20 protein-coding genes are annotated in these 23,237 nt (G+C 60.7%); 4 read left to right on the top strand and 16 right to left on the bottom strand.

Annotated features, from left to right (window positions below; genetic code table 11):
- Window positions 1-144: 144 nt before the first annotated feature.
- A complete protein-coding gene (locus ACF8YQ_RS17650) occupies window positions 145-1,035 on the bottom strand; it encodes a prenyltransferase (protein WP_396622162.1) in 891 nt (296 codons plus the stop codon).
- Between the two features lie 28 nt (window positions 1,036-1,063).
- A complete protein-coding gene (locus tag ACF8YQ_RS17645) occupies window positions 1,064-1,951 on the bottom strand; it encodes an AEC family transporter (RefSeq protein ID WP_226596158.1) in 888 nt (295 codons plus the stop codon).
- A gap of 186 nt (window positions 1,952-2,137) precedes the next feature.
- On the opposite strand from ACF8YQ_RS17645, the gene ACF8YQ_RS17640 reads away from it, so the two are divergent.
- A complete protein-coding gene (locus ACF8YQ_RS17640) occupies window positions 2,138-3,331 on the top strand; it encodes a MalY/PatB family protein (protein ID WP_396622161.1) in 1,194 nt (397 codons plus the stop codon).
- Here the strand turns inward: ACF8YQ_RS17640 and ACF8YQ_RS17635 are convergent.
- The 3 genes from ACF8YQ_RS17635 to ACF8YQ_RS17625 are packed head-to-tail and all read right to left on the bottom strand — an operon-like array spanning window position 3,319 to window position 6,327.
- Window positions 3,319-3,876 (bottom strand): carbohydrate-binding protein, encoded by a 558-nt coding sequence (locus ACF8YQ_RS17635; protein ID WP_396622160.1) that lies wholly within the window; start codon window positions 3,874-3,876, stop codon window positions 3,319-3,321. The genes ACF8YQ_RS17640 and ACF8YQ_RS17635 overlap by 13 nt on opposite strands.
- Complete coding sequence (locus ACF8YQ_RS17630) at window positions 3,869-4,837, bottom strand: DMT family transporter (RefSeq protein ID WP_396622159.1); 969 nt, start codon at window positions 4,835-4,837, stop codon at window positions 3,869-3,871. Before ACF8YQ_RS17630 ends, ACF8YQ_RS17635 begins: the two co-directional genes overlap by 8 nt.
- A gap of 44 nt (window positions 4,838-4,881) precedes the next feature.
- Window positions 4,882-6,327: a succinylglutamate desuccinylase/aspartoacylase family protein gene (locus ACF8YQ_RS17625; protein WP_396622158.1), complete on the bottom strand. Its 1,446-nt coding sequence runs from the start codon at window positions 6,325-6,327 to the stop codon at window positions 4,882-4,884.
- Window positions 6,328-6,519: 192 nt separating this feature from the next.
- On the opposite strand from ACF8YQ_RS17625, the gene ACF8YQ_RS17620 reads away from it, so the two are divergent.
- Complete coding sequence (locus ACF8YQ_RS17620; RefSeq protein ID WP_014423048.1) at window positions 6,520-6,678, top strand: YqaE/Pmp3 family membrane protein; 159 nt, start codon at window positions 6,520-6,522, stop codon at window positions 6,676-6,678.
- A 2-nt stretch (window positions 6,679-6,680) separates the two neighbouring features.
- On the opposite strand, the gene ACF8YQ_RS17615 is transcribed toward ACF8YQ_RS17620, so the two are convergent.
- The gene (locus ACF8YQ_RS17615; RefSeq protein WP_396622157.1) at window positions 6,681-8,318 is read right to left on the bottom strand and encodes an MBL fold metallo-hydrolase; all 1,638 of its coding nucleotides are present in this window, start codon (window positions 8,316-8,318) and stop codon (window positions 6,681-6,683) included.
- A 296-nt stretch (window positions 8,319-8,614) separates the two neighbouring features.
- Between ACF8YQ_RS17615 and ACF8YQ_RS17610 the strand changes: the two genes are divergently transcribed.
- The gene (locus ACF8YQ_RS17610) at window positions 8,615-9,040 is read left to right on the top strand and encodes a thioesterase family protein (RefSeq protein ID WP_014423046.1); all 426 of its coding nucleotides are present in this window, start codon (window positions 8,615-8,617) and stop codon (window positions 9,038-9,040) included.
- A gap of 3 nt (window positions 9,041-9,043) precedes the next feature.
- Here ACF8YQ_RS17610 and ACF8YQ_RS17605 read toward each other — a convergent pair whose 3' ends face one another.
- The 5 genes from ACF8YQ_RS17605 to ACF8YQ_RS17585 form a co-directional block, all read right to left on the bottom strand.
- A complete protein-coding gene (locus tag ACF8YQ_RS17605) occupies window positions 9,044-10,366 on the bottom strand; it encodes an MATE family efflux transporter (RefSeq protein ID WP_396622156.1) in 1,323 nt (440 codons plus the stop codon).
- A gap of 261 nt (window positions 10,367-10,627) precedes the next feature.
- A complete protein-coding gene (tpx, locus tag ACF8YQ_RS17600; protein ID WP_011787201.1) occupies window positions 10,628-11,125 on the bottom strand; it encodes a thiol peroxidase in 498 nt (165 codons plus the stop codon).
- Window positions 11,126-11,245: 120 nt separating this feature from the next.
- On the bottom strand, window positions 11,246-12,463 hold the full coding sequence (locus tag ACF8YQ_RS17595) for a Bcr/CflA family multidrug efflux MFS transporter (RefSeq protein WP_396622155.1): 1,218 nt from the start codon (window positions 12,461-12,463) through the stop codon (window positions 11,246-11,248).
- Between the two features lie 116 nt (window positions 12,464-12,579).
- Window positions 12,580-13,491, bottom strand: coding sequence for a LysR family transcriptional regulator (locus ACF8YQ_RS17590; RefSeq protein WP_031210070.1), 912 nt, complete (start codon window positions 13,489-13,491; stop codon window positions 12,580-12,582).
- A gap of 172 nt (window positions 13,492-13,663) precedes the next feature.
- A complete protein-coding gene (locus ACF8YQ_RS17585; RefSeq protein ID WP_396622154.1) occupies window positions 13,664-14,815 on the bottom strand; it encodes an alpha/beta fold hydrolase in 1,152 nt (383 codons plus the stop codon).
- 179 nt (window positions 14,816-14,994) lie between these two features.
- Here ACF8YQ_RS17585 and ACF8YQ_RS17580 point away from each other — a divergent pair, with 179 nt between their 5' ends.
- Window positions 14,995-15,906, top strand: coding sequence for an acyltransferase (locus ACF8YQ_RS17580; protein ID WP_222198124.1), 912 nt, complete (start codon window positions 14,995-14,997; stop codon window positions 15,904-15,906).
- A gap of 12 nt (window positions 15,907-15,918) precedes the next feature.
- Here the strand turns inward: ACF8YQ_RS17580 and ACF8YQ_RS17575 are convergent, their stop codons facing one another.
- From ACF8YQ_RS17575 to ACF8YQ_RS17555, 5 genes are all read right to left on the bottom strand, one after another.
- Window positions 15,919-16,116: a hypothetical protein gene (locus ACF8YQ_RS17575; protein WP_011787196.1), complete on the bottom strand. Its 198-nt coding sequence runs from the start codon at window positions 16,114-16,116 to the stop codon at window positions 15,919-15,921.
- Between the two features lie 61 nt (window positions 16,117-16,177).
- Window positions 16,178-18,160 carry a ribonuclease R family protein gene (locus ACF8YQ_RS17570; protein WP_396622153.1) on the bottom strand — a complete coding sequence of 661 codons (1,983 nt, stop codon included), beginning with the start codon at window positions 18,158-18,160 and terminating at the stop codon, window positions 16,178-16,180.
- Between the two features lie 71 nt (window positions 18,161-18,231).
- A complete protein-coding gene (locus ACF8YQ_RS17565; protein WP_396622152.1) occupies window positions 18,232-19,950 on the bottom strand; it encodes a GGDEF domain-containing protein in 1,719 nt (572 codons plus the stop codon).
- Window positions 19,951-20,086: 136 nt separating this feature from the next.
- Entirely contained in the window at window positions 20,087-20,536 is a 450-nt protein-coding gene (locus ACF8YQ_RS17560; RefSeq protein ID WP_014423038.1) for a DUF411 domain-containing protein, read from the bottom strand.
- A 117-nt stretch (window positions 20,537-20,653) separates the two neighbouring features.
- On the bottom strand, window positions 20,654-23,236 hold the full coding sequence (locus ACF8YQ_RS17555; RefSeq protein WP_396622151.1) for a heavy metal translocating P-type ATPase: 2,583 nt from the start codon (window positions 23,234-23,236) through the stop codon (window positions 20,654-20,656).
- Between the last annotated feature and the right edge of the window lies 1 nt (window position 23,237).

Here is a 23,237-nt window from a genome sequence, read left to right as displayed (position 1 = left end):
CCATATCATGAATGAAATCAGACAGATTTGATTCTTACCATCGGTCAAAGTTCAGTCAGTTGCAAGCGGTTAGCGAGGTAAAAGCCCGTGGGAGAATCGAATTCTTGATTTACAGATTCTTTACGGAGCCCCAGCGGTTCCGGCTCAGAGGCTGAGCCCGGTTACCAGCAGCGCCAGGGTGGACAGCAGTACCGCCACGTTGGCGCCCAGCACCCGGTTGAGCTGATCTGGCGTCGCCAGTACCCGAGGCAGTCGAAGGCTGATCCAGACGGCTGCCGGTAAGGTCGCCAGAGCGATGAGGGCGGTCATCGCCAGATGGCCACTGACCACACCGGCAACGATGACGCCATAGCTGGCAAGCAACAGGCCAGCCACCAGATGGGCGGCTTTTTCGGGGCCAAGGGTAATCACCAGATGGCGCCGGCCAATCGCTCGATCGGCCTCGGCATCCGGTATCTGGTTGATCAGCAACAGCTCACTGACCATCAAGAGCGCCACCAGAGACGCCAGCAGGGCGGTGGTATCGATGCTTGCCCCAAGCGCGATAACGGTGCCCAGCACCATGATGGGACCAAACCCCATGCCCGGTGCCAGCAGGCACAGCAGCGGCGAGCGGGTAATCCAGCGGGTATAGGTGAGCACCAGCACCACACCGGCCGCTCCGAGCACCAGCAGCGGCAGGCCCCGCAGCCAGAGAAAATACAGACCGATGGTCACCACCATCGCGAGTGTGCCCAGACCTGCCCAGAGCACGCGCCGGGCAGCAGTCGGCACCTCGGGCAGGGCGCCGCTGCCACCGGAGAACGGGGTGCGCTCGGTGATCATGTCCAGACCGGAGCGAAAATCGTCGTATTCGTTCAGCAGATTCACCGCCGCATGGGCAAGTACGGCGCCAAGGAAAACCAGAAAGGTGTGTAAAAGTTCGGGCGCCTGGCCCTGTTGCCAGGCGACGGCCAGGCCCAGGCCGGCACACAACGGGGCAAGCAGTAAAAAGTTCGGGCGGGCCGCGCGGACCACCGCAAGGGTTTCTGACATTGATCAACTCTCCGGATTGCGGAGAAGCTTACACGTAGCCCGCCGCGAATACCAAGCCCAGCACAATGGGCATTACCACCAGACTGCCCAGGTTGCTCAGCAGCACCAGGGAGGCCACCGCGTGGGGTTCCTGCTGATACTGTTCGGCCACCATGTAATTCAGTACGGCCGGTGGCAGGGCGGCAAAGACCCAAAGGCTGGCAACCTGCAGCCCCGGCAGATCCAGCAGGGCGATCATCGGCCAGGCCAGGATCAGCCCCGAGAGCGGGCAGGCGATGGCGCCGATCAGCCCCAGCTTCCAGTCGCTGAAGTCCACATCCAGCATGCGGACGCCCAGGGCAAACAGCATCAGTGGAATGCACACACCGCCAAGCATGTTCAGGGTTTCCAGCAGCCAACCGGGCAGGGAAACACCGCTGAGATTCACCGCCAGGCCGGCGATGCTGGCGAACACAATGGGCAGCCGCAGCCTACGGATGATGGAGGTGTGGGGGTCCAGCATGTACAGACCGACCGAGAAGTGCAGCAGCATTTCGACAATGAACAGCACGATGGCTGCAGGCAGCGCTGCATCCCCGAATGCCAGTACCAGAATCGGAATGCCCATGTTGCCGGAGTTGTTGAACATCATCGGTGGCAGGAAGGTTTTAAGGTTCAGCTTGAGCAGCTTTGCCACCGGATACAGAATTACGCCGGAACCCAGAACCACCACCGTGGCGGCCAGTGCCAGCCAGCCGTAATCCTGCAAGGGTGCCTGCTGGTCGGCCAGTACCGCAAACACCAGCATGGGCACGAACAGCTCCATGTTGAGCAAGTTCAGGCCCTGAATATCCGGTGTCCGGTAGCGCCCGTACAAGGCGCCGCAGCCGGCAATCAGGAATACCGGCAGCATGGTGGAAAGAATCTGGCCAATCATGGAAGGGCTCCGATTATTGTTTTTGGTCAACGTAGGTGACGAATCCGTTAGGTTCGCAAGCATCGGGTGGATTGGGCAAGCGAAATTCATGGCTCTTCGACCAAAGCCGGAGCCAAAGCGTCGGTTGCGACGGCGGCACCGGGCCACCACAATAGCGTTTTCACGGAGACAGCAAGCGGAGCCCCCATGAATGGCAGCGTTTTCGATCAGCCCATCGCCAGAGAGCACACCTGTTCGGTCAAGTTCGACGCCCGCAAGGCAGTATTCGGCCGTGACGATGTGATACCTGCGTGGGTCGCCGATATGGACTTCCCGGCCCCGGAAGCGGTCACCCGTGCTCTGACCGAGCGGGCGCAGCATCCGGTATATGGCTATACCCTTTTCCCGGAAAGCCTTTATGAGGCCATGATCCAGTGGTTTGAAAGCCGTCATGGCTGGGGCATCCAGCGAGACTGGATTGTCATGGCACCCGGGGTGGTGCCGTCCCTCAACGCGGCCTGCCTGGCCTTTGCCCAACCCGGAGAGGGCGTGATTATACAGCCGCCGGTGTACCCGCCGTTTTTCAGCTCGGTCAGGGATACCGGCCGGACCGTGATTGAAAATCCGCTGGTGGCAGACGAAACCGGTGACTACCGCATGGATCTGGAGCATTTGGAGCAATGCGCCGCCCGGCCGGAGGCTAAAGTGTTGCTGCTGTGTTCACCCCATAATCCGGTGGGACGGGTCTGGCGCGAGGCGGAGCTGGTTCAGGTACTGGCCATCGCGCGTCGCCATGGCCTGGTGGTGCTGTCGGACGAGATTCACTGCGATCTTACCTATCCCGACAAGCCCGCTCATCGGGTGTTGGCGACCCTGGCCGAAGGGGATGATGCGCTGATAACGGCGGTTGCGCCGAGCAAAACCTTCAATATGCCGGGTCTGGGCCTGTCCGCCCTGGTGATTCCGGATCCGGAGCGCCGCAAAGCTATGAAATCGGTGTTCGAAAGGCTGCACCTGCCCCAGTGCAACCCGTTCAGCATCGCCGGGTTCGAGGCAGGCTATCGCTATGGCGGTCCCTGGCGGGATGATCTGATGGCCTATCTGCAGGGCAATCGCGATTTCGTGGTGCAGGAAATTAACCGCCGGCTGCCGGGCATCCGCACCTCGGCGCCGGAGGGCACCTACCTGATCTGGCTAGACTGCCGGGGCCTGAAGCTGGACGATACCGCCCTGAAACGCTTTTTCGTGCAACAGGCGGGCGTCGGCCTCAACCCGGGGCTCAGCTTTGGTAGCCAGGGCAGTGGCTTCATGCGGCTGAACATTGGTTGCCCGAGGGCGGTACTGGCGCAGATTCTCGACCGTATTGAGGCGGCCCTTCAGCCGCCCGATCAGGGCAGCTGAGATTCCAGGGCGCAGTGATCTTCAACCAGCTGCCAGCGCGGCGGCGTATTCATCCCGGGCATATCGCCGCTGGTCGGACGGATCGCCTTCCAGATCTTGCCACCATGGCTGGCTTCGCTGCCCACGGTGTAGCTCTCTGAAAACAGCCACTGGTCGGGCTGCTCACACAGTTCGTTGTCACTGGACGATTCCGGGGCTGATGAATCCGGGCTTTCAGTGACAGTACCTGCCTGAGCAGATTGCCCGGTTTTTGCGTCGGACTTGTCGATCGGAGCCGGGGGCGCTGCTTCGCCGGAGCATTCCGGTGCGGAATCCAGCTGTTTCCAGTCAAAAGTAATGCCTGGCTCCAGGCCCTGGTGTAGCTCCCGGGACTGGTACCACTCGCCGTCATGGTGAACCACGGCTCCGGCCGGGTAATAGCGGGAGGGCACCCATTTGGATTCGTCCGGGTCGCAGGGGGCTGCCGCAACGTTCAGGGAAAGAGCGGCCAGCATCAGGGCAATGATGGCCGGCCAGGAATGCGCAGAAGTGGTCTGCCTAGTCATTCGGCTCTCCTTTATCCAGTTTAGTGACAGGCGGGCGGTGCAGGCGCCTGCCGGTTCGGGTCGCCAGTATCAGGCCTCCGAGTATCAGCAGTCCACCCGCCAGATGAAACAGGCTGAGGCTTTCCCCGAGGAAAACCACCGCAAGCACAGAGGCATAGACCGGCGTAAGGTACATGAAAATGGCAGCCCGGGCAGGGCCAATGCTGTGTACGCCATGATTCCAGAAGGCGTAGGCGAGAATGCCCGGAAAAATCGCGAAATAGATCAGAGGCAGGGCGGTGCCTTTTGACAGGGCAAAGCCGCCGCTGAAAAACAGAAAGTCCAGCAGGTAAACCGGCGCGAGAATCAGGGTGCCCAGCAGGATCTGCGTGGTGAGGAAGGTCAGTGCCGGCAGTGGCACCGCCTGCCGGCGCAGCAGTACCGAGAACAGGCCCCAGCTGAACACCGCCGCCACCATTACCAGGTCTCCGGGCTGGGCCTGCAGACCAGTCAGCACCGACACATCTCCCCGGGCAATCACGCACAGAATGCCGGCCAGGGCCATGGCAATGCCCAGTATCTGAATCGGGCGGGTCCGGTCACCCAACAACAGCCAGGCCAGCAGCGCGACAAAAATCGGGATAGTGGCGTTGATCAGCGCGATGTTGGTGGCTGTCGTGGTCATGGCCGCGACATAGAGCAGGGAATTGAAGGCGGCAACGCTGAAGGTGGCCAGTGCAATCATGGACCCGAGGCGCTGACGAATCACCTGCCGGTGGCGCCAGATACCGGGTAAACCGAACGGCAGGATAATGGCCAGGGCCAGTACCCAGCGCCAGAACGACATGGACAAAGGCGGAATATGCTCGACTGTGCCCCGGGCTACCACGGCGTTGCCAGCCCAGAACAGCGGTGTCAGCACCAGACCGACGTAAGCCAGGGTTTGGCGGGAGGGTTGAGTTGTGGCGTTTGCGTCAGACACTCCGTCTCCTGCGGGTTCCGGGTCTATGGAAAACGCCTAGCATACTACTCTCCGGGTACTTGTGCCTCCGTACCTATGTGGTAGGCGGCAAACCCTGCCATCACCACCTGATCCACCGCCATGCCGATCACCCGGCCGTCTGAGGTGGCGCGAATCGGATGCTGTTCGTTGGTGATTGGATCGGCGACATAACCCAGTACCTCGCCCTCGGACACCGTGGCCCCCAGCTTGATCTCGCTGAACAGAATGCCGCCGTGCTGGGCCCGGATCCAGGTGGAGTCGTAATACACCGGCTCCGGATCGCCCCAGACAAACATGCGGGAAATCATGCCGTGTTTTTCCATCAGGCTGTTGAGACTGTTCACGCCCGCTTCGATCTGGTGCTCCTGGATGCGCAGGGATTCCCCGGCCTCCAGTGTAACGGTGCGGATTCCAGCCTCGGTGGCAGCAGTGCGCAGCATGCCGGGTGAGCCGGAGCTATGAACCACGGCCATCCGGTCAAAGCCCCGGGTGAATTCGGCGACAGCCGGATTGTTCATGTCAGCCCGGAGTTGAGGCAGGTTGGTGCGCTTGAGTGACCCGGTGTGGATATCCACCAGCATGTCGCAGTGCCGGATAACGTTGTTAAACAGGGAATGGGCAACGCGGTCGGCCAGTGTGCCGTCCGGGCTGCCGGGGAAATGCCGGTTCAGGTCGCGACGATCCGGCAGATAGCGGCTGCCCTGCTGAAAGCCGGTGAGGTTCACGATGGGCACACCGATAACCCTGCCACTGAGTTTTTCCGGGTTCAGGTCGTACATGCTGCGACGGACAATCTCGATGCCATTGAGCTCGTCACCATGAACCGCGCCGGTCAGGCACAGGGTCGGGCCCCGGTTAACGCCATTGACCACCAGCACCGGGGTAATCTGGGACAACCCGGCAATCTGTATACCGGGCGACCAGGCTAACCGGGTGGCGGTACCGGGTAGAATTTCCTTACCCAGCAGTGTGAAACTCTCCGCCGGCACAGGTGCTGCCGGTTCCGGCTCCTTCTCAGCAATATCGTCCGGGGAAGCCGGGGTGTTGCTACCGGTCGCATCGACCGTCTCAGGTTGTGTTTCTGCCTGAGGTTCCGGTTGCGCGGCAGAACCCCCGGTATCACTCACTTCGGGCTCTGGTTCGGGTAGCGGAGCCACTTCTTTCAGGTCGATATTGGGTGCGATTTCACGGGGCTTGTTGGCTGCCTCCGGTGTCTCTACCGGGGGTTCCTGCGGGCTGCCCTGTTCGCTGGTTGCCTCAGCCTGGGCGCGGGCCTGGGCAGAGCCCCGGCGTGGTTCCGAGTGCTCAACATCCTCAACGTTTTCATCCTCCGCCAGATCGGCCACCAACAGGGCGGTGGCGTCTGCCTTGGAACTGACTGCCTCGGCCAGCACGGCGGGCGTCGCCAAAACCAGGAGTGATGATGTGAGTGCGCTAGTGATGGAATATCTGAGCCTTGCTCTCAGCATAAGTCCTCAATTACCTGACGATGTGGCCCCAAGGATAGGGGCGTGTCTCAATCATGAATACGGCTGTGACAGAGGTTTAATGCCTCTTTCATGAAACCGGGCCGAATTTACACGGTTCGATATGGTGAAATGTCATATCACTGCTATCTTGCAGTGATATGACTGTTTTACGCCCGTCAAGGAGAGAACTGAATGGATCTTTTGCGAATTCTGGTTGCAATTCTGTTACCGCCGTTAGGCGTCTTTTTACAGGTTGGTATCGGCAAGCATTTCTGGATCAACATCCTGCTGACCATCCTGGGTTACATTCCGGGCATCGTGCACGCGGTGTGGGTGATCGCCAAGAAGTAGACTCAGTCTGGCGCGACCACGTGCCAGAGCCCGTCGTCGGCAAACGCCCGGTGCTCGGCTTCCAGCTTCAGCAGGTGCGCCAGCGCTGAGCGGGCGGCCAGGCCGTGAATGGCGGCCGGGACATCGTCATAGGCCCGGGCGGTCAGGTCTTTCAGGCTGACCGGTGCCAGCGCCTCCAGAGCCCGCCACACTTTGTGTTCCCGGGACAGCCGGTGGGTGATCAGGTAATCCATCACCGCCGCAGGCTGGCCCATCAGAAAACCATGGGCCGGTGCGATAAAGCGCACAGGCTCGGCCAGCAGATCGTACATGGAATCAATGTAGGCCTTCATATCACCGTCCGGTGGGTTAATCACCACGGTCGATCCCTGCATGATGTGATCCCCGGAAAACAGTAATTCCTGATCCAGCAACAGATAACACAGGTGGTTCGAAGCGTGGCCCGGGGTATGCAAAACCTTCAGGATGCCCGCTTCGGTCACAATCAGGTCTTCATGCCCGGGTTGATCATCCGGTGTGAAGCTCGAATCCTGCCCCGCGCCCTCAGGCGCTGGCCAGCCAAATACCCGGCAACCGGTGCGGGCCTTGAGTTGGGCCACGGCTGGCGAGTGGTCCATATGGGTGTGGGTAACCACCACCTGATCCACCACACCACCGGTGAGCTCCAGAATCCGCTCGATATGCGCATCGTTCGCCGGGCCGGGGTCCAGCACCGTAAAACGTTCATGGCCAAGGATATAGGTGTTGGTGCCCGGGCCGGTCATCATCCCGGGGTTCGGCGCGGTCAGCCGTATAACCCCGGCGGCCACCTCCACCGGTTCCCCGGGAACAATCTCCGCACGGGTTGACCCTTCACCTTCCGGGTCCAGCTTGACGGCCTCGTCATAGGCCGGAGCGTTGGGTTCCAGCATCACCGGCTTGCCCTTGCGCACCGCCGGCCAGGGCTGATCCGGAAACGCCTCCGGGGGATTGGCGTGGGCATAACGCATCAGCTCGCCGGTCGTGCCAAACTCACTCAACACCCGCAACGTCCGGATCGTCGGTAATCCCAGCAGCCGGACACCGGCCCGATGTTCCTCAAGCGCCTGAGCCGGCGCAATCCAGATGTGATCAATGGTTTCGGTACCATCATGGCTCGCCACCTGGCCCTCCGGCGCCACGGCCACAAAAAACCGGGTATCAAACCGGCGCGGCGGCCCCGGTGGCGTCACCCAGTGGCTCAGATACGCCAACCGGTCCAGCGGCACCGTCAAACCATGCTTCGCACACAACTGCGCCAGCGAAATCTCCTCCTGAAACAACGCCATTCGCTCACTGTGAACCCCGTGGTCGGCGCCAATCAACTGACCGGACGCATCCTGAGCCAGCAGAATCCCCGCCTCTTCAAAACACTCCCGAACCGCCGCCAGCATGTAATCCGCCCCGCCTTCATCCAGACTCATGGTCTGACTGATGTCGGCATCCTCCACACCCACCACATGAGCCCGCCCCTCCGGCTCCTGCGCATTCACCGCACCCCCCGGGAACACGTAATAACCGGGCAGAAACACCGCATCCCAGGTGCGTTGCAGAAGCAGGACTTCAATACCGTTATCGGTATCACGGGTCAGAACCAGGGTGGCGGCGGGGCGGATGTTCATAAGGCTCTCTGTCTTTTTGCTGTTTTTATGGTGCGCGTACAAGGCCAGGATGAGGGCGTAGGGATAAGCTTTCCAAAACCTTGCGGAGCCATGGATGGCGGAGCAGAGCGTACAGGGATGTATACACAGCGTGTTTTGGAAAGCTTATCCCTACGGCCGACCGAACCAGCATTCGCGGCGCTACGACGTTTACAGCAAGATACCCGAACAACCCACAGGATGAGAAGCGACAAAGGTCGGAGTATGATGCACCCCCATTACTCAATCGCACCAAGCGCACCCCAGGGGACCCCCAAGTGGCCAGAATCAAACTCGACTTTCCCGATACCGCCTTCACCTTCGAGACCCGCCTGCCGGTCCGCATTACCGACATCAACGGCGCCAACCACCTGGGCAACGACGCGCTGATCTCCATGCTGTCTGAAGCGCGCGCCCAATTCCTGGTGGAGCACGGCATTGAAGAGGCGGGCCACGATGGTGTGGGCATCATCGTCACGGATCTTGCGACCATGTACCAGGGCGAGTCCTTCTACCCGGACCTGCTGCGCTTTGAAGTGGGGCTGATGGATTTCAACAAATACGGCGGCGACTTTGTATTCCGGGTCACCAAGGCCGACAGCGGGCAGCCAGTGGCGCTGGCCAAGTACGGTTTTGTGTTCTTTAACTACCAGAGCCGGGAAGTAACCCCCATGCCCGAGAGCTTCCGCGCCCGATTTGCCTGAGTGCTAAACCTGCTGGCGTAACCGGCTCATACCCTGGCGATACAGGCTATAGGCCATGGTCCCGGCCAGCAGGTTGCCCACCAGGGCGCCGGACATCAGCCCGGTCAGCCCGGCCAGTTGCCCGCCAACCCAGAGCAGGGGCAGATAGCAGGCGAATAACCGCAGAGTCGAAATCAGCAACGCGCGTATGGGCATGCCCAGCGCGTTGTTGACCGACACCATCAGAATACACACGCCAAGCCCGCTGTAGCTCAGCGGCACTCGCAGCAGATAGCTCACCAGAATATCTTGTACCCCGGCATCGCGGCTGAACAGGCCAGAGACGAAACCGGATGCGGCGAGCCAGATCAGCCCGATGGCCAGTTGCCAGATCACGATAAAGCGCACCGCAATGCGAACCAGCTTGCGGATCTTCTCGACTTCTCCTGCCCCCAGCATTCGGCCGATCATCGGCGGCATGGACATGGTCAGGGCCAGCACTACCACAATGGAGAAGAACTCCAGGCGGGTGCCCAGGCCCCAGGCGGCCACCGCAGCAGAGCCGAACCCTGCCACCAGTGCCGTGGCCAGCATGGCTGAGATAGGTGGCATCAGTTGGCTAACCATGGCCGGCGCCATGATGCCGCCGAGCTGGCGTACAGCCTGAGCCAGTTGCAATTGGAGCAGGTCGAATCTTAGCCACTGGCGTTTGAGCAGGGTCGGGTAGACGATCAGCGCGCCAATGCCGAAGGCGGTGATGGTGGCCCAGGCGGCGCCGGGCAGACCCCAGCCGAACACGAAGATGTACAGCGGGTCCAGGGCGATGTTGAGCAGGCTGGTGATGATCATCATGTAGCCCGGCAGGCGGGTGTCGCCATTGGCGCGGCACACAGCGTAGCTGAAGTAGACCATGGCGCCGGTCCAGGCGGAGAGTAGCCAGGGTGCCCAGTATTCCCTGATGACTGGCCGCAGGGCCTGTTCGGCGCCGAGCAGGTCCAGGATCAGGTTTTGCAGGAGCCAGACCGACAGGCATAGAAGGAAAGCCAGGCCGGCCCCAATGGCGACCACCAGGCCGCCCAGGCGTTGGGCGCGCATGTCGTCGCCCTGGCCCAGTGTGCGGGAGATGATGGCGGTGGTGGCGATGCCCAGCCCTACGTACATGCCGCTGACCAGTTGTTGCATGGGCACGGTAAAGCCCAGCGCTGCCAGCGGGTCGCGGCCGAGTTGGCCGACGAAGGCGCTGTCGGTGAGCTGGAAGGTCATCAGCGAGAGCACGCCGAAGAGCATGGGCCAGGTCATGTGGTAGAGCTGGCGGCCCAGGGAGGCGTTTTGCAGGTGGTTTTGCACGTTAGCTTGAGGGCCTTGGTATTGAGTGTGGCGAGGATTCTAGCAGTTCTTGTGTCGGGTGCATGCACTCGGCTCAGATGCAAGCGACCGAGCGGGGTGGGCTTTCCAAAAAACGCTCCTTCGGCACATCCATGTGGCGCTTCTGCTCCGCCATCCCTGGCTCCGCAAATTTTTGGAAAGCCCACCCCACCCGGTCACCCGGACCGTGGTGCAATACCCTGTAGTCTATCGATCAACAGGGGTTTGGAGGTTCAATGAGTATCAGAGCACACTCAAAGCCGCATCGTAATCCGGCTCGTTCTTGATCTCGTTGACCAGTTCGCTGTGGATTACTTTGTTGTTCTCGTCCAGCACCACCACCGCGCGGGCGCAGAGGCCGGCGAGGGGGCCGTTCTGGATGGCGACGCCATAGTCCTGCTGGAAGCTGTAGTTACGGAAGGTGGACAGGGTTTCCACGTTTTTCAGGCCTTCGGCGCCACAGAAACGGGAAGCGGCGAAGGGCAGGTCCGCGGAGATAACCAATACTACGGTGTTGTCGAGGCTGCCGGCCTTTTCGTTGAACTTGCGGGTGCTGGCGGCGCATACACCGGTGTCGATGCTGGGGATGATGTTGAGGATTTTGCGTTTACCGGCCCAGTTGTCGAGTTTGACTTCTTCCAGTCCGCTGCTGGTCAGAGTGAAGGGCGGTACGTTGTCGCCCGGCTGGGGGAATTTTCCGCTCAGTTCAATGGGGTTGCCGTCGAGGGTGACGTTGCTCATATGCTGCTCCTGAGTTTGTTGAGAGTTCCTTGGCTTTATGTTCTGCAACTTACTCTGTGTAGCTTACTTTGGATGACTTTTCATCCCCGGCTTTAGCTAAGTCATGTCCATGCAAAGCTCTCAGGCGCTGGCTTTTCCGGTTTCAAAGGCTTTCGCCGGGTGGCGCTGTACCAGCAGCAAGTAGCCGATCATGGCCAGGCCGGCGCAGGCGGCGATGACGGTGGCCATCACCATGGGGGTGCCGTTGTGCAGGGCTCCGACGATGGCACCGGCAATGGCGGCGGCGCTCATCTGGATAAAGCCAAAAAGCGCGGAGGCGGAGCCGGCCATGGTGGGGAAGTTGGCCAGGGCGCCGGCCATGCACTGGGGCAGTACCAGGCCGGTACCGGCCATGAAGATGGCCTGGGGAATCATCACCGCCCACGGGCTGTAAACCTGTTGGTAGGCCAGGAGCGCCATGATGGCGCCGCCGGCCAGAGCGGTGATCAGACCGTAGAACAGGATCTGATCCGGCCCCAGGTAACGCGCCAGTCGGATGGAGCCCAGATTACCAGCGATGTAGCCCACGACGATGGCGGCGAAGTAGAAGCCGAAGTGCTCCGGCTGAACCCCCAGTACGTCAATCAGCACGAAGGACGCGCCAGATAGGAAGGCAAACAGCCCGCCGTAGATGGCGGCGTTGGTCAGGGTGTAGCCAATGAAGCTGGCGTCGGTGCTGATGCGCCGGTAGTTGGCGAACAGGTGGCACAGGCGCAGGGGCTGGCGATACTCCGGTTTCAGTGGCTCAGGGATGCCAAAAGCGGTGACCGCCGCCATGACCAGGGCGTAGCCGCCCATGGCGATGAAGATCCAGTGCCAGCTGAGACCGCCGACCATCAAGCCGCCCAGGGTAGGGGCCACCGCCGGTGCCAGGGCCATGATGCTGGCCAGCAGGGCGAGGATTTTGGCGGCTTCCCGGGGGGTATAGATGTCGCGGATGATGGCGCGACCCAACACAGGGCCAGCGGAGCCGCCCAGGGCTTGCAGGAACCGGAACAGCTGCAGGGTTTCGATATTGTTGGCCAGGGCGCAGCCGATGCTCGCAACAGTAAATAGCAGGAAGCCACCGATCATGATGGGTTTGCGGCCGAAGCGGTCGGCCAGCGGCCCGCAGATGAGTTGTGCGATGGCGAAGCCGGCCAGGTAGACGCTCAGGGTCAGCTGGACCTGATCGGTGCCGGCATGGAAGTCGGCGCCGATCTGGGGCAACGCTGGCAGGTACATGTCTACGGCCAGTGGCCCGAGGGCGACGGCGGCGGCCAGCAGTATGGTTGTCCAGATGCTTGTGAGTGCTAACACTATTAGTCCTGACTTTAGAGTTGCGCTAGGTCGACGATTGACGTGAAGTCTAGGGTTTATGGTGCGTTTAGATAACGGCTGGTAGCCTCATGCAATACATGAACAAAACTGATTGATTAATCGTTCAGCCCGTTCATGGTCGCTGCAACCGAATTGACCTGGTTGCGCACCCAGCGGTGGGCCGGGTCATTCTGGTGTCGCCGGTGCCATAGCATCAGCAGGGTAAAGGGCTTGTAGTCGAAGGGAAGCGGAACCCAGGCGAAGTCCCGCATCAGTTGTGCGCTCATGCGTTCCGGGGCGGTGGCCAGCATGTCGGTGCCGCGGAGGAATTCGGGCAGGCCGGAGAAGTTGGAGACGGTGACCACGTTGCGGCGGTCCAGGCCCTTGGCGTGCAGGGTGTTTTCAAAGCCGGGTCGTTCGCCGGTGGCGAACATCAGGGCGATGTGATCGGCTTTCAGGTATTCGGCCAGATCTGTCGGCGCGTTGCGTTGGTTTGGGTCATAGAACACTACCATGCGGTCCGCCATCAGGCCCCGTTGCATGATGTCCGTGGTTTCCGGTGCGTGCGGGCTGATGATCAGGTCGCAGGCTTCTTTGCGCAGCATGTCGGCGTTGGGGATGCCGGAGGGAATCACCTGTAGCCGGATGCCCGGGGCCTGCTGCCGCAGGATTCGCAGCAGCCCGGGCAGAAGCAGATCCCGCTGGTAATCGTTGGCGGCAATGGTGAAGGTGAATTCCGCCGACGCCGGTTCGAAGGGTGGCCCGGACGGCAGGGTACGCAGATCGTCCAGCAGCTGGCGGATGTGGGGGCCGGTACGCAGGGCGTAGTCGGTGGGCACAATGCCGCGCCCGGATTTCACAAACAGGGGGTCGCCGAAGGCCTGTCTGAGGCGCTCGAGGGTGTGGCTCACTGCCGATTGGGTAACGCCCAGGCGAACCGCCGCCCGGGACACGCTGCCCTCATCCAGAACCGCCACAAACGTTGCCAGGGATCGCAGATCCAGGCTCAACATATCAACAGGTTTCATGGGTGGCAGTTTAAAGCAGGGAAGACGGAAAGTCAGCGGTGGGCAGGTGGCAGGGAGGGCTTTCCAAAAACCGCTCCTTCGGCACATCCATGTGGCGCTTCTGCTCCGCCATCCCTGGCTCCGCAAATTTTTGGAAAGCCCTCCCTGCCACCTGCCGCCTGTGAAAGCAGTATCAGTCAGACCTTGCAGCCAACCAGTCCGCCAGCTCAAGCCAGGACGCCCGGGGCGCTTTGCTTCCGGCCAGTATCCCCATGTGCCCGCCGGGGGCCACCCGGAAGGTCTTATCCGTGGAGCTGACGTGGTCCATCACTCGCTTGGCGGCGCCGGGTGTAGCCAGGGTGTCCTCCTGGCCGGCGATGGCCAGTAAGTTGGCGTTTACGTTCTCCAGTCGCGCGAAGTCGTCGCCAATCTGGATCTGGCCTTTGGCCAACTGGTTATCAATCCAGACCCGGACCACGGTGTCCTGGATGACGCCACCGGGGTAGGCCACCATCCGGTCCAGAAAGGCCGAGGTGGTGGCATGGTTGGTGACGAATTCGCGGTCGCCCAGGCGCACGATCAACTCCCAGTAGCCCATCACACTGCCAACCGGGTTGGTTAACTTGAAGCCGATGGTGTTGGCCCAGCCCGGCGTGTGGAACCAGTGCGGTTTCATGTCGTGGAGCCGGAAGCCGGTGCGCTTGCGCACCAGTTCGGCAACGTCTGCAATTCGTTGATACATCCAGCCAATCAGGCCGGAAGCATGGCTGTCGATGGGCAGGCCCAGGACGATGGCGTTGCGGATGTGCTGGTCCTTGCTGAGGGCAGAGTAGAACAGCGTGAACATGCCGCCCATGCTCCAGCCATGCAGTGACAGTTCCTGTTCCCCACTTTGTTCCCGGACTCGATTCAGATACTCCGGCAGGAATTCGGCAACATAGGTATGCATGTTGTAGTGGGTGTGTTCCCGGCCCGGCATACCCCAGTCGATCAGATAGACCTCAAATCCTCTGGCTCGAAGGAAACGTACCAGACTTCGCTGGGGAAACAGATCATAGATCAGCATATTCACGGCCAGAGGAGGAATGATGACGATCGGCGTGCGGTGGGTCTTGCGTTCTACCGGGATCACCATGCCATCCAGTTCGATGAAATCCTCCTCCAGCGGCGGATAGTATCGCAGGCTCACCAGCCCATTGCTGTGTAGGGTTTCGAACGGGGTCTGGCCTGCCTGTACCAGGCTGGCCGCCCGGAAAATCCGGTCGAAGGCATTACCAGCGTAAAGTGCGCTCTGGCGAGCGAGGCCGGAGGAGGTCTTGATGGCGGACTTCAGGGGGTTGCGCATAGGGTATCCGGTGTGGCTGCGGTGCGTGTGGAGTCAGATAATAGAGTGGATTCATTCCCCCAGCCATGGCAAGACTGTCACATATGGTCGGCGTTTTGGTCACTTCGGGCCACTGCCCAAGCGGCTGCCAGGTTGCTATGATTGCGGGCTTCGGAAACAACAACCACAACAGGATGCCCATGCTCAGTTTCCTGCCTGCCCCCGTTATTGGCGTGCTTAATTCCCTGCTACTAGGCCTGAACACCGTGTTCTGGTGCCTGCTGCTCTATATTCCCGCGGTGCTCAAGCTGGTGATTCCGCATAAGGGTTTCCGGGTGTTGTGCACCCGCGTGATCATCTGGATTTCGGAGTCGTGGGTGGCCTGCAATACAGGCTGGATGAAGCTCACCCACAATACCCGCTGGCACGTGGAAGGCGCCGACAAGCTCAAGCGCGAGAGCTGGTATCTGGTGCTCAGTAATCATCAGAGCTGGGTGGATATCCTCGCCATGCAGCGGGTGTTCAATCGCCAGGCGCCGTTTCTGAAGTTCTTCCTGAAACAACAGCTGATCTGGGTGCCGGTGATCGGCCTGGCCTGGTGGGGGCTGGATTTCCCGTTTATGAAACGCTACACCCGGGAGTATCTGATCAAGCACCCGGAAAAACGGGGCGATGACCTGAAGGCGACCCGCAAGGCCTGTGAGAAATTCCGCTACACGCCGGTGAGCGTGATGAACTTTGTGGAAGGCACCCGTTTTACCCCGGCCAAGCACGACCGGCAGAAGTCACCGTACCAGCATTTGCTGGTGCCCAAGGCCGGTGGAGTGGCTTTTGTGCTGGATGCCATGGGGGATTCCATTGATACCCTGGTGGATGTCACGATTGCCTATCCCGATGGCGCGCCCACGTTCTGGGATTTTATCTGTGGGCGGGTGCCGGAGATCCGGATGACCATTGATACCCAGGCCATTCCGGAACACCTCAAGGGCAGGGATTACTCTGAGGACGCCGAGCACCGCCGCAACGTCAAGGACTGGTTGGGCGATCTGTGGCGTGCCAAAGACGAGCGGCTGGGACGAATGCTGGCCCGGCAGGACCAGAACCCTAGCTGATGCCGTCCCGGGTCAGTCGTCGTCTTCGACCTGATCTGGGTGTTCCTTCTTGAACCTTTCCCACTCTTCCCAGTCATGGGGAGTGCCGGCATGGGGGCGTTTCAAATGCCTGGCATGCTCCATGGCATTGTGGCGCAGGCTGTGGTCGGGCTCTTCCTCTTCCTTGTCGAAGCCGTACTTTCGCAGAAATTCCTGAGGACTGATGGGCATAACACACCTCCTGAAAACAGAAGACCTCTGAACAGATACGGTGTGTCTGCCCGGCTGGTTTTCAACCCTTGTCGTCGGTTCCGGGATTAATGTCCTTGGCCTCGAGCAGTTTGAAGTTGATCTGCCGACGCTCTTCGTCCACACCGGAAAAACTCACGGTTACCCGCTGGTCCAGCTGGAAGATCCGGCCGTTCTTGTTGTGAACCAGGCGCAGCGTAACCGGATCAAAGCTGAACTTGCCCTCCAGATCCTTGCAACTGACAAAGCCTTCCAGGCCGTTGCAATCCAGGCGCACGAAAAACCCCGACGGCATGGTGCGGGTAATGGTGCCTTCCATCGGATCTGCCGGCAGGCCTTTGGCGTAATCGCTCTTGAGCCAGGCCTCCAGGGTGTTGGCAGCCATGCGGGCGCGGAACTGGGTGGTTTGAAGACTCTCCAGCTGCTGCGGGTTCAGGGCCTTGATGGGTTGATCCCAGAGTGCGGCCTTGATCAGGCGGTGCACGTAGAAATCCGAGAATTTGCGCAGCGGTGAAGTAAAGGTGGTGTAGGCCGCCAGTCCCATACCCTGATGCGGAGCAGGCTCGAAGCCCAGTTCGGCCCGGGCCAGTTGGCGCGAGAGAATGGACTTGACCGGCACATCGGCCTGCAGGCCATCGGTGTGTTTCATCAACGCCTTGAAGCCTTCGGCACTGGTGGCATCCAGTTCGGCCAGATGTGGGGCGTAGCCCTCCAGCAGTTTACGGATATTGTCGGCGCGGTCGTCCCGCAGCCCCGGATGCTGAATGAACAGGCCTTGCCCCTGCTTTTCCAGGAAATCGGCCGCACAGCGATTGGCCGCGACCATGCATTCTTCCACCAGGCGGTGGGCCTCGTTCTGCACCGCCGGTTCTATCACCCGGATGCGTTTGTTCTCGTCCAGGCGCAGCCGGAATTCGGGGCGATCATTGCTCAGTAACGCGTGCTCCGAGCGCCATTTGCGCAGGGCAGTGGCGGCCTGATGCAGCTGGTCCAGGCTGTTGGCGACTGCTTCGGGCAAGGCCTTGATGTCATCGTCTTCCCGACCTTCAATCAGGTGTGACACCAGCTCATAGCTCAGCTTGCCCTGGGAGCGGATGACGGCCTGGCGAAAGCTGTAGTCGCCCAGGCTGCCATCGTTGTTCACCTGCAGGTCGCACACCAGGGCCAACCGGGGTACCTCTGGCATCAGCGAGCACAGGCGGGTGCTGATGGCGTCCGGTAACATCGGCAGTGGCTCACCCGGGAAATAGATGGCGGTGGCGCGGTTAAAGGCTTCTTCTTCGGCCGGGCTGCCCGGCTCGATCATCGCGGTCGGGTCGGCGATGGCGATGGACAGGGTCCAGCCAGTGGCATTCGGGGTTGCCATCAGGGCATCGTCCATATCCTGGGTGCCCGGACTGTCGATGGTCACATAGGGCTGCTCGGTGCGGTCTTCCCGGCCCTCGCGGTGGGAGGCAACGGACTCTTCAGTAAGGGTGTCGGCCTGCTTCTGCACTTCTTCCGGCCAGGCATCGGCCAAGTCGAAGTTGGCCAGGGTGAAGGCCCGTTCGATGCCCGGCTCACCGGCCTTGCCGATCACCCGAAGTACCTTCGCCTGGCCTTTGCCGTCCTTGATTGGATGGCGGTGAATCTGGCAGTAGATGAAGTCATCCGGCTGGGCGTCCTTGCGTTCTTTCGGCGGAATAAAAATCCAGCGGTTGATGCCCGGGGTTTCCGGTGCCACAAAGTGGCCTTTGCCCTTGATCAGGTAGCGGCCCACGAAGGTGGTCAGGTGCGATTCCAGCAGCTCGTCGACGACGCCCTGGGTTTTGCCTTTTTCCACTTCGTGTTCGGTGACATTGACCCGATCACCGGGCAGGACTTTCTGCATTTCCTCGGGAGGCAGAAACACATCCCGCCCTTCATCCAGGGCCACAAAGCCGAAACGACCGTTGGTGGACTTGACGGTACCGGGGAAGACCACCTTGTTCTGTTTGATGTCGGTTTTCAGCTGGCGCAACTGATTGAGAGCGTCGGCGTTGAGCATGAAGAGATAACCTGAATAAAAAAGTGTGTTGCAGCGGAGTATAACGGTTCTGCCAGTGCGAGTCAGATCTGTCAGGCCGGATGAATGGCCTCGCCGGTACCCGTGCGGATGCAGACCCGATTCCGGCCGTTTCGCTTGGCCTCGTACAGAGCCTGGTCTGCGTTGCGCAGCAGGACATCGGGATCTTCACCGGGCTGGCAAAAATAGCCGCCAACACTGATGGTTACTGGTGTTCCGGTGCGCTGGCTTTCCTGCTCGACACTGGCGCGAATACGACAGGCAATCTGCTCCAGCGTGGCGGCATCGCAGGGTGAGAGCAGGACTACAAACTCGTCGCCACCCCAGCGACCGGGGTGGTCGTAGGGCCGAACCGCCGCTTTCAGCCAGAGCGCAACCCGGCACAGAATCTCGTCTCCGGCCTGATGGCCCTGGCTGTCGTTGATGGCTTTGAAGTGGTCTATGTCCAGCCACAGAAGCCCGAAGCCCTTCTGCTCCCTTTCCGCGCGCTGAATTTCCTCATTCATCACCTCGTCCAGGCCCCTCCGGTTCTTCAGGCCGGTCAGGGCATCGACCCGGGCCATACGCTGCAGTTCTTCGGTGCGGTGGGCCACCTTCTGTTCCAGCTCGCGGGTGGTATCTTGCAGGGAGTGGGACATTTTTTCGAAATGATCCACCAGGCGGCCGATCTCGTTGTCCGGTTTGGGCAGGTAGGGAAGATCAAAGCGACCGTCCCGTAACCGGTGCACGGCTTCCTCGAGGCTGATGACCGGGCGCAGAATGCGGGACTGTATGATCTGGTGGAACAGCACCAGGGTGACCAGCAGGCTGACCAGAAACACCGCTACCAGAGGCCAGAGATAGCTCCGGGGGATCAGTGTGTTCAGGTCCAGCAGGGTAATCTCAAACCAGCCAATGGCGGGCAGAAAGGCCACGCCGGCCAGATGCTTGCGGCCATCCACCGACACAAACCCGCTTTCCACCGCGCCATCTTCGCCATTACGCTGTTTGAGCATCTGCAGCATGCCCAGAATCTGCTGTTTGTCCTGGGGATCGTCGAACAGTAGATCTACGGTGTTTTTCTGGCCTTCGGGTTTGATGATGGTGGCAAAATCGATGTAGTTGCGATCGCGATACAGCTGGATGGCGCCGTTATAGTCCACGAACAGGGTGGTAATGCCGTCCTGGCCGATGTCGACAATGTCCTGCAGAAAGTCGTCCAGATTCAGGCCGGTACCCACCATGCCGACGATGTTGTTGTCGGCATCGCGCATGAGCACGTCTATCCACAGCTTGGTAACGCCAAGTTCGGTATCGGGATTGACGTTCAGGTGAAAATCGCGGCCTTCCTCAATGAGTTGAAAGAACCAGGCATCGTCGGGTTTGTCCGGGCTCAGCACATAGCGGAACTGGTCGCCGGCGTAATCGTTGGAGGCGTTGTTGTAGTAGTAATGACCATTGGAGCGGAGGGCCACAAAATAGCTGTTATCCCGGAAGTTGCTGCGGAAACTCTCCATCTGGCGGATGGCCTGGTTTTCCAGCGCGGGGTCTTCCGGTGACTGGGCCCACTGAATCAGTGTGGAGGAGCGGGCCATTTGCCGGGCCAGCCCGATTTCCCGCTCCAGGGACTGCAACAGTCGGGCGCTGTCATAGCGTACCTGGATCTCGGCGACCTGCTGGCCCCAGCGTTCAATAATATCTTCCGATAATGCCCGATAGGCCAGCCAGGAAGCGGTTCCTGCCGCTATGATCAACAGCGCGGCCAGCCCGAGAATGCGGGTTTTGAGGCTCAAAATGTGTCCTTGCCAATCGTGTTCTGAATCTATACTCCATCATAGAACAGAGCGGGGCTATCGTGTAGAAAAAATAGGCAGACTTTGGGCGCAGACTTGCAATCTGCGCCCCAGCCCAGCCTCGCAGGCACAACCATCAGTTGTGTTGGTTGAACACCCGCGTCTGGCCCTGGTCGTTGAACAGAATAACCTTGTAGTGATCTTTCCGGTCGCCCATCTCCATACCCGGAGAGCCCGCCGGCATACCCGGTACGCTCAGGCCGGTGGCCTTGGGGGCTTCCGCCAGCAGGCGCTTGATGTCGTCTGCCGGCACATGGCCTTCAATCACATAACCGTCGACAAAGGCGGTATGGCAACTGCCCAGACCCGGAATCAGCCCGGCTTCGGCTTTGATCCTGCCCATGTCGTCGCTGTTGGTGGCGGTGACATCAAAACCATTTTCTTCCAGATGGTCGATCCAGTCGCCGCAGCAGCCGCACGTGGGGGATTTGTACACATGAATGCTTTGGGCCGCACCGCCGGCAAGGGCGGTGGTGCTGAATCCCAGGGCCGCCATCAGGCCGAGGGCAAGGGTGTGTTTTCTCATGGTGATTACCTCAGTGATGTTGATCGGAGTTGTCCGAGTTAGAGCCGGAGAGCCAGAACCACCAGACAATGGCAGCCATCAGGGCGAGACCACCGGCATTGACCAGAAATGTTGTCATCAGTTCCGCTCCTCTGCTGATACTTTGGTATGGCTGGTCTTGAACAGCCGTAGCCGGTTGGCGTTCGAAACCACCGTCACTGAAGACAGCGACATGGCGGCGCCGGCCAGGATCGGACTCATCAGGATGCCCCACACAGGGTAGAGCAGGCCGGCGGCCACCGGAATACCCAGGGAGTTATAGATAAAGGCTCCGAACAGGTTCTGGTGAATGTTCTTCACCGTTGCCCGGGAGATCTCGATGGCGTCCGGCACCCCGTGCAGGGAACCTCGCATCAGGGTGATGGACGCACTTTCAATGGCCACGTCGGTGCCGGTACCGATGGCAAAGCCCACGTCCGCCGCCGCCAGCGCCGGGGCATCGTTGATGCCATCCCCCACCATGGCCACCGTGTGGCCTTTACCTCGCATTTCGCTGACCACTTCGGCTTTGTCCTCCGGCAACACCTCGGCCCGGTAGTCATCGATGCCGGCCTTGGCCGCAATGGCCTTGGCGGTGGCATCGACATCGCCGGTGACCATCATCACCTTGATGCCAGCGTCGTGCAGGCGCCGGATGGCAGCCTCGGAATCCGGTTTGATCGCATCGGCCACGCCGATGACACCCAGCACTTGCTGGCCCACCGCCAGGAACAGCGGCGTGCCGGCCTCCCGGGTGATGGTTGCGGCGGCATCATCCAGAGCCTCGACAGACAGCCCTTCGGCTTCCAGCCAGCGCCGGTTGCCCAGCCGTACCGGTTCGCCACCCAGCGTGCCTTGCACGCCCTTGCCATTGAGCGCTTCGAAGCCGGAGACCGGTTCTGGCTCAATATCGTTCTCGCGGGCCCTGTCCAGAATGGCTTCTGCCAGCGGATGCTCGGAATGCTGCTCCAGCCCGGCGGCTAATGCCAGCAGGCGCGTCTCATCGCCGTTTGTCGCGTGCACCCGGGTTACCGCGGGATGGCCCTCGGTAATGGTGCCGGTTTTATCCAGAATCACCAGATCGATTTTTCCGGCAGTCTGCAAGGCATCGCCCTGGCGAATCAGCGCACCGTACTCTGCTGCCTTGCCGACACCCACCATCACCGACATGGGCGTGGCCAGCCCCAACGCGCAGGGGCAGGCAATGATCAGTACCGTGGTGGCGGCCACCATCATGTGCACCACCGCCGGCTCCGGCCCGACGTTGTACCACACCAGCGCCGACACCACGGCAATCAGCATCACCGTGGGCACGAACACCGAAGAAATCTTGTCTGCCAGCCGGCCAATGGCGGGTTTCGAGCCCTGGGCCTTCTTCACCAGCCTGATGATCTGGGCCAGCGCGGTCTCGCTGCCCACCCGGGTAGCTTCATAAATAATCGAGCCGTGGGTGTTCAGAGTACCGGCCGAGACCTCATCGCCTTCGCTCTTGCCCACCGGCATGGGCTCACCGGTCAGCATGCTTTCATCAATGCGGGTGGAGCCTTCGGTAATCACCCCGTCCACCGGCAGCTTCTCGCCCGGGCGCACCCGGATGCGGTCGCCTTTCTGAACCTCTTCAACGGGAATATCATGTTCCTGGCCATCGCGGATCACCCGGGCCGTTTTCGCCCGCAAATCCAGCAGCCGGCGCACCGCTTCCGAGGTCTTGCCCTTGGCCCGCAACTCCAGGGCCTGGCCCAGATTGATCAGGCCAATGATCATCGCCGAAGCCTCGAAATACACATGGCGCGCCATCTCTGGCAGCGCCTCCGGCGCACTGGCTACCACGATCGAATACAGCCAGGCGGTGCCGGTACCCAGAGCAATCAGCGTGTCCATATTGGCGTTATGATGTTTGAACGCCTTCCAGGCCCCGGTGTAGAAATGCCCGCCGGTGGCAATCATCACCCCCAGAGTGAGAATGCCCAGATTGATCCAGGTAAGCTGATTGGCCTCGGTCACCATCATCGACCCGAAGCCCATGCCCCAGATCATCAACCCAAGGCCCAGCCCCAGACTGATGGCCATCTTCACCAGCAGCACCTTGTACTGCTTCTTGTCCTCTTCCTGCTTGCGGTCGTCGGCGGCATCCGCGTCTTCAATCACCCGGGCACCATAACCCGCACTCTCCACCGCCTGCACCAGCGCCTGCGGATCGGCATCACCGCTGGCGGTCGCGGTGCTGTCCGCCAGATTCATATGAGCGTGAGTGACACCGGGGACCGACATCAACGCCTTCTCAATAGTATTCACACAGGATGCACAGGTGGCCCCGCTGACCGCCAGCGCGATCTGCCCGTCGCCGGCATCCGGTGGCTCGACGTCGGTCGAGGCGGCCGGTGTATCCGGGTCCGGCGCCTTAGCAGCGGCGGACTTGCCTTTTTTGGATGCGCAGCAACTGCCGGAGGGTTCGCTATGAACCAAAGGCTCCGCCGGGTAGCCAGCCTCTGTCACAATCCGTGCCGCCTCGGCGCTATCCACGTCCTCTGGAAGGGCCACGGTCTGTTCTTCAAGATTCACCTCCACCCGCTCGGTGCTCCCGGTCAGCGGTTCCAGAGCATGACGAATCTTCTTCGCACAACCCTGACAAGAGGCGCCGGAAATACTCAGCGCTGTTTTCAGAACCGATGCTTCACTCATC

It is taken from the genome of Marinobacter sp. W-8, assembly GCF_044342215.1.
Taxonomy (GTDB): Bacteria; Pseudomonadota; Gammaproteobacteria; order Pseudomonadales; family Oleiphilaceae; genus Marinobacter; species Marinobacter nauticus.
This window is presented reverse-complemented; position numbering and strand designations above follow the sequence as displayed.